The organism is Agarivorans sp. QJM3NY_29 (genome assembly GCF_050870835.2).
In the GTDB taxonomy this organism is placed as follows: Bacteria; Pseudomonadota; Gammaproteobacteria; order Enterobacterales; family Celerinatantimonadaceae; genus Agarivorans.
In genome coordinates, this window is record NZ_CP194036.2 from 1,057,042 (window position 1) to 1,074,358 (window position 17,317).

19 protein-coding genes are annotated in these 17,317 nt (G+C 43.4%); 13 read left to right on the forward strand and 6 right to left on the reverse strand.

The features are described from left to right. Position 1: 1 nt before the first annotated feature. Positions 2-433 (forward strand): thioredoxin TrxC, encoded by a 432-nt coding sequence (gene trxC, locus ACRRS0_RS04830; protein ID WP_432454334.1) that lies wholly within the window; start codon positions 2-4, stop codon positions 431-433. Positions 434-456: 23 nt separating this feature from the next. On the opposite strand, the gene ACRRS0_RS04835 is transcribed toward trxC, so the two are convergent. Both ACRRS0_RS04835 and ACRRS0_RS04840 read right to left on the reverse strand, forming a co-directional pair. Further along, the gene (locus tag ACRRS0_RS04835) at positions 457-699 is read right to left on the reverse strand and encodes a hypothetical protein (RefSeq protein ID WP_432454333.1); all 243 of its coding nucleotides are present in this window, start codon (positions 697-699) and stop codon (positions 457-459) included. Positions 700-869: 170 nt separating this feature from the next. Continuing rightward, positions 870-1,259 carry a hypothetical protein gene (locus ACRRS0_RS04840; protein WP_432454332.1) on the reverse strand — a complete coding sequence of 130 codons (390 nt, stop codon included), beginning with the start codon at positions 1,257-1,259 and terminating at the stop codon, positions 870-872. Between the two features lie 1,230 nt (positions 1,260-2,489). On the opposite strand from ACRRS0_RS04840, the gene ACRRS0_RS04845 reads away from it, so the two are divergent. After that, positions 2,490-4,484 (forward strand): pectate lyase family protein, encoded by a 1,995-nt coding sequence (locus ACRRS0_RS04845; protein ID WP_432454331.1) that lies wholly within the window; start codon positions 2,490-2,492, stop codon positions 4,482-4,484. Positions 4,485-4,622: 138 nt separating this feature from the next. Here the strand turns inward: ACRRS0_RS04845 and ACRRS0_RS04850 are convergent, their stop codons facing one another. Next, positions 4,623-5,000: a DOPA 4,5-dioxygenase family protein gene (locus tag ACRRS0_RS04850; RefSeq protein ID WP_432454330.1), complete on the reverse strand. Its 378-nt coding sequence runs from the start codon at positions 4,998-5,000 to the stop codon at positions 4,623-4,625. Between the two features lie 123 nt (positions 5,001-5,123). On the opposite strand from ACRRS0_RS04850, the gene ACRRS0_RS04855 reads away from it, so the two are divergent. Beyond that, positions 5,124-5,363, forward strand: coding sequence for an alternative ribosome-rescue factor A (locus tag ACRRS0_RS04855; RefSeq protein WP_432454329.1), 240 nt, complete (start codon positions 5,124-5,126; stop codon positions 5,361-5,363). On the opposite strand, the gene yjjG is transcribed toward ACRRS0_RS04855, so the two are convergent. Next, on the reverse strand, positions 5,329-6,006 hold the full coding sequence (gene yjjG, locus ACRRS0_RS04860) for a pyrimidine 5'-nucleotidase (RefSeq protein WP_432454328.1): 678 nt from the start codon (positions 6,004-6,006) through the stop codon (positions 5,329-5,331). The two genes, ACRRS0_RS04855 and yjjG, sit on opposite strands and share 35 nt — an antisense overlap. Positions 6,007-6,298: 292 nt before the next feature. Here yjjG and rpsP point away from each other — a divergent pair, with 292 nt between their 5' ends. From rpsP to rplS, 4 genes are read left to right on the forward strand one after another with little or no spacing between them, the layout of a single operon-like run. Next, positions 6,299-6,544, forward strand: a complete 246-nt coding sequence (rpsP, locus tag ACRRS0_RS04865) for a 30S ribosomal protein S16 (protein ID WP_432454327.1) — start codon at positions 6,299-6,301, stop codon at positions 6,542-6,544. A 25-nt stretch (positions 6,545-6,569) separates the two neighbouring features. Beyond that, positions 6,570-7,100, forward strand: a complete 531-nt coding sequence (gene rimM, locus ACRRS0_RS04870) for a ribosome maturation factor RimM (protein WP_432454325.1) — start codon at positions 6,570-6,572, stop codon at positions 7,098-7,100. 8 nt (positions 7,101-7,108) lie between these two features. Further along, entirely contained in the window at positions 7,109-7,882 is a 774-nt protein-coding gene (gene trmD, locus ACRRS0_RS04875; RefSeq protein ID WP_432454323.1) for a tRNA (guanosine(37)-N1)-methyltransferase TrmD, read from the forward strand. 27 nt (positions 7,883-7,909) lie between these two features. Then, positions 7,910-8,263: a 50S ribosomal protein L19 gene (gene rplS / locus ACRRS0_RS04880; RefSeq protein ID WP_432454322.1), complete on the forward strand. Its 354-nt coding sequence runs from the start codon at positions 7,910-7,912 to the stop codon at positions 8,261-8,263. A 53-nt stretch (positions 8,264-8,316) separates the two neighbouring features. Here the strand turns inward: rplS and ACRRS0_RS04885 are convergent, their stop codons facing one another. Continuing rightward, a complete protein-coding gene (locus ACRRS0_RS04885; protein WP_432454320.1) occupies positions 8,317-8,637 on the reverse strand; it encodes an isoamylase early set domain-containing protein in 321 nt (106 codons plus the stop codon). Between the two features lie 99 nt (positions 8,638-8,736). After that, entirely contained in the window at positions 8,737-9,405 is a 669-nt protein-coding gene (gene mutH / locus ACRRS0_RS04890) for a DNA mismatch repair endonuclease MutH (RefSeq protein ID WP_432454318.1), read from the reverse strand. Positions 9,406-10,041: 636 nt separating this feature from the next. Between mutH and rppH the strand changes: the two genes are divergently transcribed. The 6 genes from rppH to nhaR all read left to right on the forward strand — a co-directional run bounded on the left by rppH (position 10,042) and on the right by nhaR (position 17,173). Further along, on the forward strand, positions 10,042-10,581 hold the full coding sequence (gene rppH / locus ACRRS0_RS04895) for an RNA pyrophosphohydrolase (RefSeq protein ID WP_432454316.1): 540 nt from the start codon (positions 10,042-10,044) through the stop codon (positions 10,579-10,581). A gap of 3 nt (positions 10,582-10,584) precedes the next feature. Then, positions 10,585-12,855: a phosphoenolpyruvate--protein phosphotransferase gene (gene ptsP / locus ACRRS0_RS04900; protein WP_432454315.1), complete on the forward strand. Its 2,271-nt coding sequence runs from the start codon at positions 10,585-10,587 to the stop codon at positions 12,853-12,855. Positions 12,856-12,940: 85 nt separating this feature from the next. Continuing rightward, entirely contained in the window at positions 12,941-13,747 is an 807-nt protein-coding gene (lgt, locus tag ACRRS0_RS04905) for a prolipoprotein diacylglyceryl transferase (RefSeq protein WP_432456095.1), read from the forward strand. Then, positions 13,744-14,595, forward strand: a complete 852-nt coding sequence (locus ACRRS0_RS04910) for a thymidylate synthase (protein ID WP_432454313.1) — start codon at positions 13,744-13,746, stop codon at positions 14,593-14,595. The genes lgt and ACRRS0_RS04910 overlap by 4 nt, the downstream gene beginning before the upstream one ends. Before the next feature lie 351 nt (positions 14,596-14,946). Continuing rightward, positions 14,947-16,173, forward strand: coding sequence for a Na+/H+ antiporter NhaA (gene nhaA / locus ACRRS0_RS04915; protein WP_432454312.1), 1,227 nt, complete (start codon positions 14,947-14,949; stop codon positions 16,171-16,173). A 64-nt stretch (positions 16,174-16,237) separates the two neighbouring features. Continuing rightward, positions 16,238-17,173 carry a transcriptional activator NhaR gene (gene nhaR, locus ACRRS0_RS04920; protein ID WP_432454311.1) on the forward strand — a complete coding sequence of 312 codons (936 nt, stop codon included), beginning with the start codon at positions 16,238-16,240 and terminating at the stop codon, positions 17,171-17,173. Positions 17,174-17,317 lie beyond the last annotated feature (144 nt).

The window sequence follows — 17,317 nt, forward strand, 5'->3', positions numbered from 1 at the left end:
CATGAGTGCAGCGTTAATAGTTATTTGTCCCAGCTGTCAAGCGGGTAATCGTGTTCCTCAAGCACGTATGTCCGAGCAAGCGAAGTGTGGTAAATGTTCTCAGGACTTATTTGCGGGGAAAGCCATTGAGGTCGATGAAGCCGCTTTGGCTCGTCATTTAAAGGGAGACTTACCGGTGCTTGTCGACTTTTGGGCGCCTTGGTGTGGCCCATGTAAGAGTATGGCTCCGGCCTATCAGCAAGCGGCTCAGCAGTTTGCGCATCGAGCTCAGTTTTTGAAAGTGAACACTGAAATATTGCCAGTCTTGGCGCAGCGTTATCAGATCCGCTCTATCCCGACCTTAATTTGTTTTAAAGGTGGTAAATTACTGGCTCAGCAAGCCGGGGCTTTGCCCGCGCAAGCGCTGTCACAATGGATAGAACAGCAGTTGTAAATAGCCAAGCCTGATGATCCCTGTCATAACTTAGTGTGGGGGTTCCGCTTCGGTTTGTCTTTCATTAACATGAGGGTGAGTAGGATCTTACTGGGCACCATTAGTAATAAGCCTGCACCGATGATCCCGGCGATAATTTGTACCCCTTGAACGCCCCTGTCAACACTGATGCTGGTAAACATAGCCAGCGCGACGCCTAACAGTACTAGCGTTAAGCCAAGCCCAATACTGATGTACAATAGCCACTTCCAGTTTGTTTCACTCATCACTTTGTCCTTTTCATCATCAGCTGATTTTATTATTCAGACATAGCTCGCGATTAACCTTGCGTTGGCGCAGTTTATTGGAGATTTTTTGTTACCAGCCTGTTTTATTATTTTGGCTTGGTATTGGTATCGTTAGCGATTCAGTTTGTATTGGCGCTTCTTATTGAGGCTCAGTGGCGTTTTGTCATACTTCCTTTAGCGACGAGGGTGTCGAGAATAGCGATGTCACCTTGCCATTGGAGTTTGCCGCTGACTCGCCAGAGAGAACCGATGGCTGGTGGCTGGGGGAGGTTTGCCAAGATTTGTAATTCAAGAGCGGAACCATCGGTGGTGATGGCCTTCAAGTTGTAGTGGCTGGGGGATGTTTTCCGACTCGCTAGTAGGCGAATATTGCCACGACTCAGCCCTTGAAAAGTCTGGCTCAGGGCCTGTTCTAAGCGGGGGAGCTGAGAGGTTTGAAACGGGCTATCAGGTGACCAGGTGTAGTAACAAAATACACCAATAAATAAGACCATCACCAAAGGTAAGCGTTTATCGATATGTCGGGGATCTTTAGACATTTTGGGGTCCTCGTTGTGATGCTCAAGGTGCAGGCTTAGACTCGCAGCTGATTAACTGAAAGGCTAGCGCCCGTTGGTGATTTAAGCTACTTCTCTCTGCGAGGTTAACTTACCCACTAGTGATCCGTTTTGTTCAAAACTTTACGAGCAGTGGACTAGTTTATAGCATGTTTAGGCTATAAATTATCCAGTTAAGTGGCCTGATATGGGCATCTCATTAAGCTTAATTGTCACTTTGCTGGGATGCTTCTCGATTGCTGGTTAACGAGTTATTACTTCCTAAATGCTAGGTGTGTACATTTAAATTTTATATGCTTATCTAAAAAACCATCTACGGCATTTTGTCACCAATTAATCATCTGCTTTGGGGGGAGCGATTCAGCTATTCATTCTAATCTAAGGGCTTCTTCTGCTATGTTGAAATTTTATGGGCGTTATTTATTTTCTGAAAGAGAACTGCGTCTGCCTTTACTAAAGACTAAGCTATTTATCTGATTTGATAGACTAAATTTAATTTATCCTTGTTTTATTTTTTGTTTTTGATTTTGATCTTTACGTTTTTTGTTTGTTATTTAAAGTCTTGTGACTTTTATTTTGCCTTCTAAATTTAAACGTTTTTCAGATGAGTTTAAAAGTGGCCCCTAAAAAACCGATGATTAAATTCAAGGTCAATCATTGATTGCGAATCTTCTTGATGAATTAAGTGGCTCATATATTTCATTATATATCAGTGTGTTGGGGGTTTTGTTGTGGTTGTATTAATTGGGGGGGGGGATTGTTTTTTATTATGTGATGTAAATCATTTAGACCTTTTTCTCTTAATGATTAATTTATAGTCACCTGTTTTATCCTTGAGTTACTCGTTACTTTTTGTTTAGGAATGTTTTATAAAATCATTAGTGTGAAATAGCTCAACATTCCCAAATTACCCTGTTGATTTCCTACTCACTTTATACAACTATTGATTATCGAAATAACGGTTTGTTTTTTTAGATCCGCTATTTTGTTTTGTATTTTTTTTGTGGGTGATAGGTTTTTAGTTCTTGTGGGAGGTTGTATTTAATCCTAAATATATAAGTTTTAAATTGTTTTTTATGTATTTTTATAATGGCTTTAAATCTGTTGGGTGTGTTCATTAAAATAAGATCATAAGAAATGATATTATCAAGTTGTAGCATGATGTATATGCAGATTTGTCATTCCTTTACATGAATTTGAATAGGATTTGAGATGATAATGCAAGCGAAGAAATATTCTTTATTTACATTGAAGGCGACAGCGATTGCTGTGTCTTTGTATACAGCGGGGGCTTTAGCCAACGGCGGTTTTGCTACTCAAAATGGTGGAACGACTGGGGGACAAGGTGGTGCGGTTGTTTATGCCAGTACCGGTACCCAAATTCACGAAGCCTTATGTAATCGAGCCTCTAGTGATACGCCTATTATTATTAGAGTTGAGGGCACTATTAATCACGGTAATACCAGTCAAGTATCTGGCGATAGTTGTAATACAGCAGCAGATAAAATTGAACTAAAAGAAGTCAGTAATATTAGTATTATTGGGGTCGGTAGTGGCGCTTTATTTGATGAGCTCGGTATTCATCTACGAGCGGCATCAAACATTATTATTCAAAATGTTCACGTTCGGAATGTTAAAAAATCAGGCTCACCAACCTCTAATGGTGGGGATGCCATTGGTATGGAGAGTAATGTATATAACGTCTGGGTGGATCACGTCACATTAGAGGCCAGCGGCGGAGAAAGTGACGGCTATGATGCCTTATTTGATATGAAAGCCACCACCAAGTATGTCACGCTATCTTACAGTATATTACGCAATTCTGGACGGGGTGGTTTGGTTGGCTCTAGCGATAGTGATGACACCAATGGTCCAGTGACCTTTCATCACAACTATTACCAAAATATTAACTCTCGCACTCCCTTGCTTAGACACGCAACGGCTCACTCTTACAACAATTACTATGATGGTTTAATCTCTTCGGGAATGAATCCTCGAATTGGCGGCCAAATTCGTGCTGAAAATAACTATGTGAAAGATTCTAGCGATCCTTTAGGGACTTTCTATACCAATGATATGGGTTATTGGCAGGTGAGTGGCAATATATGGGACAACGTGAGTTGGTCGTCTGACGATGATAAGTCACACCCCGCTGGACCGAACCCTGTTTCAACCACTTCTATTAGTATTCCGTATAGTTACTTGATGGATGACGCAAGTTGTGTTCCTGCCTTGGTGTTAGCGGCTGCCGGGGCAAATAAAGGCCTGGCTGTGTCTGACGGGAGCTGTTCACCGACGGATCCGACTGACCCAACCGATCCAACTGACCCAACCGATCCGACCGATCCTACGGTTCCTGGTGATGGCGAGAATCTTGCTTTAAACGCTGCCGCAGATGGTAGTTCTAAAGCCAGTGGTACCAGTTACGGTAATGTGATTGATGGTGACACCGCTACCTATTGGGCCCCTTCTGGCTCAACCGGTACCATTAACGTTAAAAATCTAAATACCACTATCAACGCCGTAAGAATTGTTCCATCTTCAGGCACCGAGGGGCGGATTAGTTCTTGGGCATTAGTGAACTATGACACGGGTGAAACTTTGGCAAATGGCGGTACGGTGCCAGATGTAATTACTTTCTCTGACGTCAGCTTGAACAAGCTGAGCTTTGTGATTCAGGCTGCGAGCGCAAGCCCGCAAATCGCCGAGTTTGAAGTTTATAATGGCTATACCAGTGGGGGTTCCGATGGCGGAAGCTCGGTGGTGAATGGTACCGTGAATGGCACCTACAAAATTTCACCATTGCATAGTGCGAAAGCGCTTGATGTTGCCAACTGTGGTAGCAGTAATGGAACGAATGTGCAGCAATTTAGTTGGTTAGCTAACGATTGCCAGAAGTTTGTTATCTCTAACGTGGATGGTATTTGGCATCGTATTTCGCCAGTGAATGCTTCAACGAAAGGGGTAGAAGTGGCTTCTTCTTCAACCAGTGCAGCAGCCAATGTACAACTCTATGATTACTGGGGTGGTGCGAATCAACAGTTCCGCTTCCAAGCTGCAGGTTCAGGTAAATGGAGAATCATTAACCGAAATAGTGAGTTGTGTTTAGATGTGGCGTCTAAGTCAGCGGCTGATGGTGCTAATATCATCCAATATACTTGTAAGGCGGGTGCTGAAAATCAGATGTTTGTTTTAGAGCGTCAGTAATTCTTTAACTTGAGTTTTAGCTTGTGCTTAAAAGCCGCTCTGTGAAATAACAGAGCGGCTTTTTTTGATGTCGCAAATCGACATGGGCGAAACCATCGCGTTTCGGTAACTCCGCGTGTCAGTCAAGGTTTGGCTTGCTTAACTGTCGTCATCTTCACCATCGCTACCTTTTTTAAACATCGATAAATTTAAAGATTGGGGAGTTCCTAGCCAATAGGCGTACTCGGTATGATCGCGTAAGTTATTACCGGTTTGGGCATGCACCAAAATGTTTAAGTCTTGGCGTTGTGCTTCTAACCAAGGAATGAGCTGTTCAAAATGTTGTTCTGAGAAACTAAGCTGGCAACTCCAATGTGGGTGAGGGCCAACTAAGGTTTGATGCACTCTCCCCATTTTAATCGCGCATTTTTGCGCGGCCTGTTGGCATAGCTGTGTCGCAAATTCGAGGCTCGTAGCATCGAAATACACGTGGGCGTGATAGTGTTTATGGACATTTTGGGGAAAGTAGGGATTCAAGTTGAGCGATCCTTCGGTGATGAATGACATGATTACATTGTTGTACTAATTGATGAGACTTGCTATATAATTGCTCACTTCGTCGCCAAGGGCGGTGTTGTAACACTAACTAATGAGGTGAACATGAGTCACAAAAACAAACGGGCTAAGCAGCTTGCCCATGCGCATGGCCGAGGCCAGATCAATGATAATGCGCTTAAAGCTTTAGTCACCAGTCCACTGTTTAAAAGCAAAGTGGAGCGGCCTAAAAAGGGTAAAGGTTCATATAACAGAAAGGGGCATCAGCTGAAGGGCGATGCTCCTTTTAACATTTTGACTTGCAACTTACTTAAGCAGTCATCAGTAGGTGTTGCAGTTCTTTAAGTGAATTCACTTCGTGCTTAGGCGCAATCCCTTCAGGTTTAGCATGACCATGTCGGTTCAACCAACAAGTATCAATACCTGCGTTAATCCCGCCTTGAATATCCGAGTGCAGATTGTCCCCCACCATTAAAATAGAGTCTTTTGCAGGATGCTTCATGTGCTTAAAGGCATGATTAAAAATATCAACATGCGGTTTAGCGATACCGACTTGTTCGGAAATAACCAGTGGGAAAAAATAGCTTTTTAAACCAGTGCGTTCTAAACGGATCGTTTGTAAGGCGGTGAACCCGTTGGTGATGATCCCCATTTTGACTTTGCCCGATAAAGCATCTAGAAGTTCTTTGGCTCCCGGTAATAAGCTGCAAATGTCGGCCATGGCATTTAAAAAGGCACTATTTAGTTGTTGTGGATGAAGTCCTAACTTGGCCGCCCATTGGCTAAAGCGCTGCTGCTGGAGTTCGCGAGCGGATATTTTTCCGGCCTGATAGTCGACCCAAAGCGGTAAATTAACGGTTTGATAGTGTTGATAGTCTTGCTCATTAAAGTTAACCCCATAGCGTGAGAACATCAGTCTGAGCCCCGCAAAGGCATCAAAGTTGAATAGCGTTTCATCAGCGTCAAATAGGATCCATTGGTATTTCATTCTCTGCGCACCTTACAACTTAACAGGCGACTTATGCTGGGCTAAGTGACTCATATTGTCAAAAATGTTTTACAGAACAAGGCGATTCAGTTGATGGCTGAGGGGCTTCGACTTCACCAGAAAATCTGCGATTCTTAACGAAGCCTTTAAACCTGCATCCATTGCTGATTTAACTCCGTTTAAGCTGGCCTTATAACTTGCAATTAACCCAAAAAGGAGTACAATTCCGCGGCTTCAATTAGCGGGACTCCCATTTAGGGACCTTAAATTTTTTAACTAGTATGAGGACGATATGGTTACCATTCGTTTGCAACGTGGCGGCGCAAAAAAGCGTCCATTCTATCAAGTAGTTGTTACTGATAGCCGTAATTCACGTGACGGTCGTTTCATTGAAAAATTAGGTTTTTTCAATCCGATTGCTCGTGGTCAAGAAGAGCGTATTCGCTTAGAACAAGACCGCATTGATCACTGGGTTGGCCAAGGCGCTGCGGTTTCTAACCGTGTAGCTAAGCTAATCAAAGATTCAAAAGCAGCATAATTCAGTCTTTTTTAGTGGAGTTAAGATGAGCAATAAAGAACAGCCCATCGTGATAGGTCGCTTAGGTGCCGTTTACGGTATTAAAGGGTGGCTTAAAGTTAACTCGTTCACTGAAGATGCGGAAGCTGTTTTTAACTATCAACCTTGGTTGATAGGTCGTTCTGGTGACTATACTTCGATTGAAGTGACAGAATGGCGGCGACACAGTAAATCTTTCATCGTGAAGCTTGCGGGCTTTGATGTGAGAGAACAAGCTCAGAGTTTAACCGGGATGGATATTGCGGCTTCGCCGGAGGTTCTACCGGAGCTATCTGATGATGAATATTACTGGCGTGACCTGATGGACATGAAAGTGGTGAATCGCAGTGGCTATGACTTAGGACATGTGACCGATTTAATGGAAACAGGTTCGAATGATGTCTTGGTTGTGAAAGCCAATTTAAAAGATGCCTTTGGCAAAAAGGAACGGTTAATCCCGTTCGTAGAGTCTCAGATAATTGATAACATCGATCGCGAGTCTCAAACTATTACTGTTGATTGGGATCCTAGTTTTTAGGTTCCTTTATGGCTGAGCAGACACCACAGTTGTGGGTGGGAATAGTGAGTCTATTTCCGGAAATGTTTCATGCTATAAGCGAGTACGGTGTGACTGGGCGTGCGGTAAAACGTGGCTTAGTTAAGATTGAGTGTTGGAATCCGCGTGATTTCACTCATGATCGTCATCGTACGGTGGACGACCGGCCTTACGGCGGTGGCCCTGGTATGTTAATGATGGTACAGCCCTTACGGGATGCGATTCATGCTGCTAAACAGGCTGCTGGTGATGGGGTTAAGGTGATCTATATGTCACCGCAAGGGCGTACCTTGAAGCAAGATGGAGTAATGGAGTTAGCTCAACAGCAAAAGCTGATTATAGTTGCGGGTCGCTATGAAGGCATTGATGAACGCTTAATTCAAGCCGAAGTTGATGAAGAATGGTCGATTGGTGATTATGTGTTAAGTGGTGGTGAGCTGCCAGCAATGAATATGATAGACGCCGTCTCGCGGTTAATTCCGGGAGTTTTGGGGGATAAAGCTTCAGCTGAGCAGGATTCATTCTCTGATGGATTGTTGGATTGTCCACATTATACTCGTCCAGAAGTTTTGGATGGGCAGGCGGTACCTCCGGTACTGCTCAGTGGAAACCATAAAAAAATTGAAGAGTGGCGCTACAAACAAGCACTTGGGCGAACCTATTTGAGGCGACCGGAGTTATTGGAGAATCTAGCTCTGACTGACAAGCAAGAAAAGATTCTTGCTGAGTTCATCCAAGAGCAAACGCCCTTGGATAATAAATAAAGATTCAGTTAATTCTAGGAAATAGTAATGAGCAATATTATTAAACAGCTCGAAGAAGAGCAATTGAAGCAAGACGTACCTGCGTTCGCTCCTGGTGACACAGTAGTTGTACAGGTAAAGGTAAAAGAAGGTAATCGTGAGCGTCTACAGGCGTTTGAAGGCGTAGTAATTGCTAAGCGTAACCGTGGTTTACACTCAGCATTTACGGTTCGTAAAATTTCAAACGGTGAAGGCGTTGAGCGTGCATTCCAAACTCATAGCCCGCTAGTTGAGAGTATTACTGTTAAGCGTCGTGGTGACGTTCGTCGTGCTAAACTTTACTACTTACGTGAACTTTCTGGTAAGAAAGCCCGTATTAAAGAAAAGTTGGCGACGAAGTAAGTCTACTTCTTCGAGAAAAAAGCCCGCGTATGCGGGCTTTTTTGTGCGCGAGTCTAGGCGATTTCTAAGACTGAGTTGTCACCACCAACACCACTGTTCTGATAGCTATCTGCGAGCCAATCGTTGTCATAGGTTTCGGTCCCATCAGCTAAGCACAGTTTATATTTAAACTGATAGCTTGCTTGTTGGTCCGTGGGAACATTGACCACGACTTTAAATTTGCCATTTTTGAGTTTGGTTAGCTCTATCGGCTGCCACTCATTAAATTCGGCAATTAAATAGATCTGCGCGGCGTCTTGGGTGGCTTCCTTTTCAATTTCAAAGGTGACCTTTACTTCAGGTTTGGACTTTAGATATTGCTTTTTTAAGGGCATGCTATTCTCCTCCGAGAGATAAAATAAATCCGTATACATTGTGACCAATAGTGATTCTTTCAAAAAAGTGAGAGCTTGGTCAATAGTAGATTGGTTTTTTTAAAGTTGAAAGTATTGTCGAAGGATCTCTTGAGTAAACACAGTTTTAAGGTAATAACCTCGAGGAAGTACTTGAATTAGGCTGCCATTGGGTCCTATGGCGGCAGTTCTTGCCTTGTTATTTGCGGCCTTAGGACGTAATTGTAGTACCTGTCCTTGGCGTGCCGTTATTTGTTCAATTTGGCCGAAGCTAATCATCTCCATTTGCTCTTCCCAATCAGCTTGGAGTTGCTGGTTTTGCTCTGCTGAAGGGCTCCACAAAATTGGGTTTGCGACAATCCGTTGCGGGATAGGGATGCTTCGTTCTGCCAATATGGGGATCCACAATACTCGCGAAAGCTTATTGTAGACATTGCTATGATGCCAAGTCAGCCCTGCCACATTAGTGAGCGGCGTAATACATACATAAGTACTTTCCAGAGGTTTACCTTGTGCATCAATTGGGATCGTTTTTAATTCGATGCCTAGTTCGGGAAAGTCTTGAATCGGCTTGCTGCCAGCGCTTGCCCCTAGGCACCATTCAATCAGTTGACCCCCCCAGCCTTTTTGACGTTTAAAGTTAGCGGGAATGCTAAAGCCTTCACGTAATGCTAATTCACCAAGACTCAGTCCGGCTAAGGATTGGGCGCGAGCGTAGAGTTCGGCTTCACTATTTGGTTTGCTGATCATGGCTTCGTTAACTGTGGGTAAAAGGCTATTGTATAGAAGCTGCGCAGTAAATGCAGCCGCTTATCCAATAGCCATAACTATAGTGTAACTTATTGATTATTAGCGGCTTTATTTTTTCTCTTTGAATCGCTTGGTGGATAGTTAAACGTTATTCATAGCTAATTTAGACTTACAAACAACCTTATCCACATTATCTATGGATAACTATTGTTAATTGTTATTAACTAGTATTTTATACACAGAAAGTCTCTATTTAACTCAGGATGTCTATAATTAAGGCGATCTGATGAGAATAAACACGTTTTATGGAGATGTGTTGGTTTTTTAAACAATTAAAGTTATGAACAGTGCGAATCTAGATAAACTTGAAAAATCATTTCCCATTTTAAATTAAGTTTTTGATTTTTAATGTTATTTTGTATTTTATGTATATTGTTTTTTAGATTTTTATTGTTTGAATATGTTAGTTTTGGGCTTTATCCCAAGTTATACACAGTTTTTCTCACAGATAAATCGAATAACTTTGCTTAAGCGGGTGTTATTACAATTTTGTTCCTTTGTGATAAGCGTATTTGCCGAGCTTGACGATCTGTGAAAGAATCACTTATCTATAGTTTTTAGCTGAAGGTTGTTTCAGTGATTGATGGGGATGGTTATCGCCCCAACGTCGGCATCGTTATTTGTAATCAGCGTGGTCAGGTATTGTGGGCACGTAGATATGGTCAACATTCATGGCAGTTTCCCCAAGGTGGCGTTGATGAAGGGGAATCGGCTGAACAAGCGATGTATCGTGAGTTGCATGAAGAAGTAGGCTTGCTGCCGCAAGATGTAAAAATTTTGGCAACAACCAAACATTGGCTGCGTTATAAATTACCGAAGCGCTTAATTCGTTGGGATAGTCCGCCAGTTTGTATCGGACAAAAACAAAAGTGGTTTTTACTGCGTCTAGTGGGTCAAGAATCTAGTATTAAATTTGATTGTTGTGGACACCCAGAGTTCGATGATTGGCGCTGGGTGAGTTTTTGGTATCCGGTTCGGCAAGTCGTATCATTTAAACGAGAAGTATATCGTCGTGCTCTCAAAGAGTTTGTGATTTCGGCAATGCCTTATCACCGTACAGATAAGGTACCAAATAAAGATAAACGGCGACGTTTTAAGAAACGTAAAGGAGCTTAAGAAGTGTTAGCAGAGTTACGTGCCATTGTTGAACAGGTAAGCAATGCCGATACTCTCGACAGTGCTTTGGCTATTTTAGTTACGAAGATCCGTTATACGATGCAAACCGATTGTTGTTCGGTATATGTCATGGATCATCAACAAAAACGCTTAGTTCTGCGAGCGACAGAAGGCCTAGCCGCCAGCGCTATTGGTAAGGCGGCAATGCCCCTTGGCGAAGGCGTGGTTGGTCAGGTGGCCTTACGCGAAGAGCCGATCAACTTGGCCGATGCTCGGCTTAATCCGCATTTTAAATATCTTCCTGAAACTGCGGAAGAAGGGTTCTTTTCTTTCTTAGGTACGCCGATTACCCATCAGCGTAAGGTACTGGGCGTATTGGTCGTCCAGCAATCAGAGGCGCGAAGCTTTGATCAGAGTGAAGAGTCATTCTTGGTGACTTTGGCGACTCATTTAGCGGGAGTCCTCGCGAATTCTGATCTACACGCGGTGCTTAATGCGCCCTCCAAGAAAAAGAAATGGGCCGAGGCGATTAAGGCTGGTTCCAGTTCGAGTGGTATTGCGATTGCTAAAGCTTGGTTAAACCGTTCAACCGGGGCGCTTGAACAGCAACGGATTGAGCAGTGTGAAGATGTTGATATTGAGTTACAACGTTTTAATGGTGCCTTAGATATTGCTCGGGATGAGTTTCATAGTCTGGCGATTAAATTGTCTGAGCAGTTACCAAAAGACGTCGCGTCAATTTTTGATTTTTATCAACAGATGTTAGCTGACGCTAGCTTGGCCGGAGATATTCGTGCAAAAATAACTCAAGGTTATTATGTCGAATCAGCTTTGCGTTTGGTCGTTGAACACTATGTTAATTTATTTGCCGAGATGAACGACCCCTATTTGAAGGAGCGGGCAATTGACGTTAAAGACGTTGGTTTACGTTTATTACACGCTTTGCAAATGGGACCTAGTGCTGGCTTGTTACCCTCGGAACCCGTGATTGTGGTTGCTGAAGAGGTGACCGCGACAATGTTTGCTCAGGTGCCTCGGCATTTACTCGCTGGCGTCGTGTCGCAACGCGGTGCGGCGAATTCTCATGCTGCTATTCTGGCTCGAGCCTTGGGGGTGCCAGCCTTAATGGGCTTGAGTTTCGATGTGAATAAGTTGCAAGACTGTGAATTATTGCTAGATGGTTATTCGGCGGAGTTATTTGTAGAGCCAGACCAACTCTTAAAAGACGAGTACAATAAGCTTCTTGCCCAAGAAGATCAGCTTAATAGTCTGGTTCAGCAGAAATTGGATAAACCAGCAGTCACTCAAGATGGCTTAGCCATTGAGTTATTAATTAACGCAGGTTTGAGTGCTGACAGCGATATTGCAATTAATGCGGGTGCCGATGGCGTCGGTTTATATCGCACAGAAGTGCCATTTTTGATGCAAGATCGTTTTCCTTCTGAAGAAGAGCAATTTGTTCGTTATCGCGATATCTTAAGCAGTTATCAAGGTAAGAATGTTTGTATGCGTACCCTCGATGTGGGGGGCGATAAACAGTTACCTTATTTCCCTATTGTTGAAGAAAACCCATTTTTGGGATGGCGTGGTATCCGACTGACGTTAGATCACCCTGAAATTTTCTTGGTGCAAGCGAGAGCGATGTTTCGAGCTGCCATCGAATGCGGTAATTTGTCGATCATGTTACCCATGATTAGTAGTTTGAACGAAGTCGATGAGTCTTCTCGTTTGCTGGAACAAGCCTGGGCAGAAGTGGTTGAAGAACTTAGTTTAGAGGAACCGCCAGAACCGCCGAAATATGGGGTGATGTTGGAAGTCCCTTCGGTGTTGTTTTTGTTGCCAGAGTTAGCGCAGCGCGTTGATTTTTGGTCGGTGGGCAGCAATGACCTAACCCAGTATTTATTAGCGGTGGATCGTAATAATACCCGAGTCGCTGAATTGTTTGATACCTTTCATCCGGCGGTCGTGAGAGCGCTGAAGCACATAATTGAACAAGCCAATTTGTATGATGTTCCAGTGAGTTTTTGTGGTGAACTGGCAGGGGACCCTGTGGGCGCTTTATTGGTGCTGGTTCTGGGGTATAGTCGTTTAAGTATGAGTAGTTTTAATCTGGCTAAAATTAAATACATTGTTCGTCATGTGAAGCAGGCCGATTTTGCTCAGTTACAAGAAAAGGTATTGGCGAGTCAAACGGGGTCGGCAATTTACCAGATACTTTATGACTACTTAGATAAGCAACAGTTATCGCAGTTTGTTCGTGTAAGTAAACATTAATGGATAAGCTTGCTTGATACGCTTGTTTCATCTTGTGATTCACTGCAAAATGCCCTTTCTTTATATTCGTTAAATAGAGCTACTTATTGTGTCTACTCCTTTGGTGTTTCCTAAGATTGATCCGATTGCTATTAGTATTGGCCCATTAGACGTGCGTTGGTACGGCTTAATGTACTTACTTGGATTTATGTTTGCGATGTGGTTAGGTAATCGCATGGCTGATAAAGCTGGCAGCGGCTGGACTCGCGCCGAAGTTAGTGATTTGTTATTTTATGGTTTTCTCGGAGTGATTCTTGGCGGACGGGTTGGTTACGTGATGTTTTATCAGTTACCACTATTTTTAGACAACCCACTTTATCTATTTAAAATCTGGGAAGGTGGAATGTCTTTCCACGGCGGTTTACTCGGCGTGATTACCGCGATGTTTTGGTTTGCGCGACATACCAAACGTCATTTCTTTACCGTCTCCGATTTTATCGCGCCTTTGATCCCGTTTGGCTTAGCGACTGGGCGGATCGGCAATTTTTTAAATGGCGAGTTATGGGGACGACCAACTGATATGCCTTGGGGCATGATATTTCCCTCGGGCGGATTAGTCGCTCGTCATCCCTCGCAACTATACGAGTTTGCTCTTGAAGGGATTGCACTACTGCTCATCTTATTGATTTACGCAAAACGTAAGCCACCCATGGGGGCTATTTCTGGAGCATTTCTACTCACTTATGGCTGTTTTCGTTTCACTATAGAGTTTTTCCGTGAGCCCGACAGTCAGCTCGGTTTACTCAGTTTTGGGATGAGCATGGGACAATTGTTATCTCTACCGATGGTGATTGTTGGCGCATTATTTATCACCTGGGCCTATCGACGTCACTCTAATGAGAGCAAAGCATGAAACAGTATTTAGACTTATGTCAACGGATTGTTGAACAGGGAACTTGGGTTGAAAATGAGCGCACCGGTAAGCGTTGTTTGACGGTGATTAATGCTGATCTCGAATATGACGTAGCAAATAATGAATTTCCCCTGGTGACCACTCGTAAGAGCTATTGGAAGGCGGCCATTGCTGAATTGCTCGGCTATATTCGGGGTCTGAATGATGCTGCCGAGTTTAAAGCCTTAGGTACGCCAACTTGGTTAGCCAATGCCAACGAAAATCAGGCATGGTTAAACAACCCTGCTCGCAAAGGCGAAAATGATATGGGGCGAGTATATGGTGTTCAGGGCCGTTCTTGGCTTAAACCCGATGGTGGAGAAGTTGATCAACTGCGTAAGATTGTGGATGACTTAAGCCAGGGGATTGATGATCGCGGTGAGATCTTATCGTTTTACAACCCAGGGGAGTTTCATCTTGGTTGTTTGCGTCCTTGTATGCATACTCATACCTTTTCCTTGCTTGGAGATAGTCTTTACTTAACTTCTAGTCAGCGCTCTTGTGATGTGCCTTTAGGACAAAATTTCAATCAAATTCAAGTCTTTACTTTTTTGGCTTTGATGGCGCAGATTACCGGTCACAAACCTGGTAAGGCTTACCATAAGATTGTTAACGCTCACATTTATGAAGACCAACTGGCGTTGATGAAAGAGGTGCAACTGAAGCGGGAGCCCTTTGCGGCTCCAAAGTTGCATATTAATCCGAAGATCAAAACATTGGAAGATTTGGAAACTTGGGTCACTCTTGATGATTTTGAGGTCAGTGGCTATCAGTATCATGACCCTATCGCCTACCCATTTTCGGTGTAATCAGCGACTGCTATTGGTTGTTATATGGGGGCGGCCTTAAGTTTGGCCGCCGCTATTTTTGCAAGTCTCCTTTAAGTCTTTAACCTGCCATCTCGCACCTATTTGAGCGTATGAGCCATTTTAAGTTCTTTTCTCTTTCTGCATTTAATTTTCCTTCTCTTTCGGATCTAGCGCTCAGCTAAATCTCACTCGTCATCTACAGTCAAAATAGATCTTTATGCCGAACATTGCTGTATAAACTACAGTCTATCTTCTTTATTATCGGAAATACCGATGCTTAGGCTCATTAGAAGTGAATATCAATTACTTGCTCGCTGGGTAAAATAACCATTCTTTTTTTAGTGGGCTGTTATGAAACAATTTATTGATCGTTTTTTAAGATTAGAAGCTGCTGGTGGTATTTTGTTGATGGTGGCTGCGGTATTGGCTTTAGTGATGGCCAATACCGCTTGGTTATCTCCTGTCTATTTCTCTTTTCTCGAGACTCCTTTGCAGCTGAGGATCGCTGAATTAGATATCAATAAACCTTTGCTGTTGTGGATTAATGATGGCTTGATGGCGATTTTTTTCTTAGTCATCGGTTTAGAAGTTAAACGCGAACTCATCGAAGGAGCGCTTTCTTCGAAAGAACAAGCATTGTTGCCAGTGGTTGCTGCGGTTGGTGGCATGCTGGTGCCAGCGGCGATTTATTTAATATTTAATGGCACTGATCCGGAGTTGGCGAAAGGTTGGGCGATCCCTGCGGCAACCGATATTGCTTTTGCCCTAGGGGTCATGGCTTTATTAGGTAAACGTGTTCCAGCGAGCCTAAAAGTATTCCTCTTGGCTCTGGCGATCAGTGATGATCTTGGCGTGATTGTAGTCATCGCACTATTTTATACCAGTGAATTGGCGATTATTCCGGCGCTTTGGGCGTTAGCGGCAAGTGCTGGTTTGTTATTGTTGAATCGTCGAGGTTACGGAGGCTTAAGCGCTTATTTACTGCTCGGCGCTGTGCTTTGGGTGGCGGTATTAAAATCTGGGGTTCATGCGACCTTAGCTGGGGTCATTGTTGGCTTTATGATCCCCTTGAAAGCGAAAACCGGTGGTTCACCGCTAAAGACACTTGAGCATGCCCTACATCCAGCTTCGAGTTTTATTATTGTGCCTATTTTTGCTTTTGCCAACGCAGGTGTCCCTCTCACTGGCATTAGCTTGGCGAGTTTTCAAAGCCCGCTTGCTTTAGGGATTATTCTGGGCTTGTTGGTGGGTAAACCTTTAGGCATATACGTTTGTTGTCGTTTAGCCATCAGGGCTGGTTTTGCAAAGTTGCCCGCTGGTGCGAATAATCAACAGTTATTTGCGACAGCTGTGTTATGTGGAATTGGCTTTACCATGTCAATATTCATTTCCTCACTTGCCTTTAACGGGCAAAGTGAATTGATAGCTTTATCCCGTTTAGCTATATTGTGTGGGTCGGTACTTGCTGCATTGATTGGCTATGGCTTATTACATGGCTCGACTCGTAAAGAAGCTAAAAGTTTGCGCAACTCTGCGCAAACTAGGCTGGGTCAATCATGGGAAAATTCCTCCATTTAGCAAGGGGAAAGGTCATTTAAAATCATCAACGCAATCCCCAGAGGGGATTGCTTTTAGGTCATACATGTCGCATTTAAACTATAACCACCTTTACTATTTTTGGATGACCTGCAAACGAGGGTCGGTGACGGCTGCCGCAGAAGCCTTATTTATTACACCACAAACCGTTACCGGCCAAATTAAACAACTTGAGCAACGTCTTGCTGGGGAATTATTCACTCGGCGCGGTCCGAAAATCACTCGGACCGAGCTAGGTCAGTTGGTTTATAAATATGCTGACCGAATGTTTAGTTTAAGCTACGAAATGCTGGATATTGTGAATTATTCACAACAAGAAAAGTTGTTATTTGAAGTCGGAGTGGCCGATGCATTATCTAAGCGTTTGGCGAGTCGGATCTTATTATCTACGGTGCCGCCTGATGGTGATATTCGTTTACGTTGCGTGGAATCGACTCACGAATTACTGCTGTCGCAACTCGCTGAACATAAGTTGGATGTGATTTTATCCGACTGCGGCTTAGATCATGCGAAGCAAGAGGGGGTACTCAGTAAAAAATTAGGCGAAAGCAGTATTGCTTTTTTCGCCAACGAACCCTTACCTTTGTTGCCTTTTCCAGCCTGTTTAGAGCAGCGTAGCTTGTTATTGCCTGGTCGCCGAAGTGCTTTGGGTCGTAAATTATGGGCTTGGTTTGAGCAATTGGGTTTAAAGGTATCGGTATTGGCTGAATTTGATGATGCCGCGTTAATGAAAGCATTTGGCGAATATACCGATGGTATTTTTATTGCTCCTGCAATTTACACTGGAGATATGTTGGCCAATCCTAATACCCGTTTACTAGGCGTTACCGATGATCTCAAAGAAGAATATCATCTGTTATTTGCCGAACGGATGATTCAACATCCTTCGGTGAGGCGCTTATGTAATACCGATTTTTCGCAGCTGTTTGCCGATGAAAAACATCAACATAGTCTGGATGTAATACAGAGCCTCGGCGGTTAAAATTTAGGTTTTACAAGATAATCCTCTTCTCAAAAAGCAATCTTTACCATTCCTCAAATATAAATGATAGCTTTCGTGATAAATATCAAATTTATCACTAAGTTGTTTGTGTTTATTTGATGTTTGACGAGTTTATCGACTTCG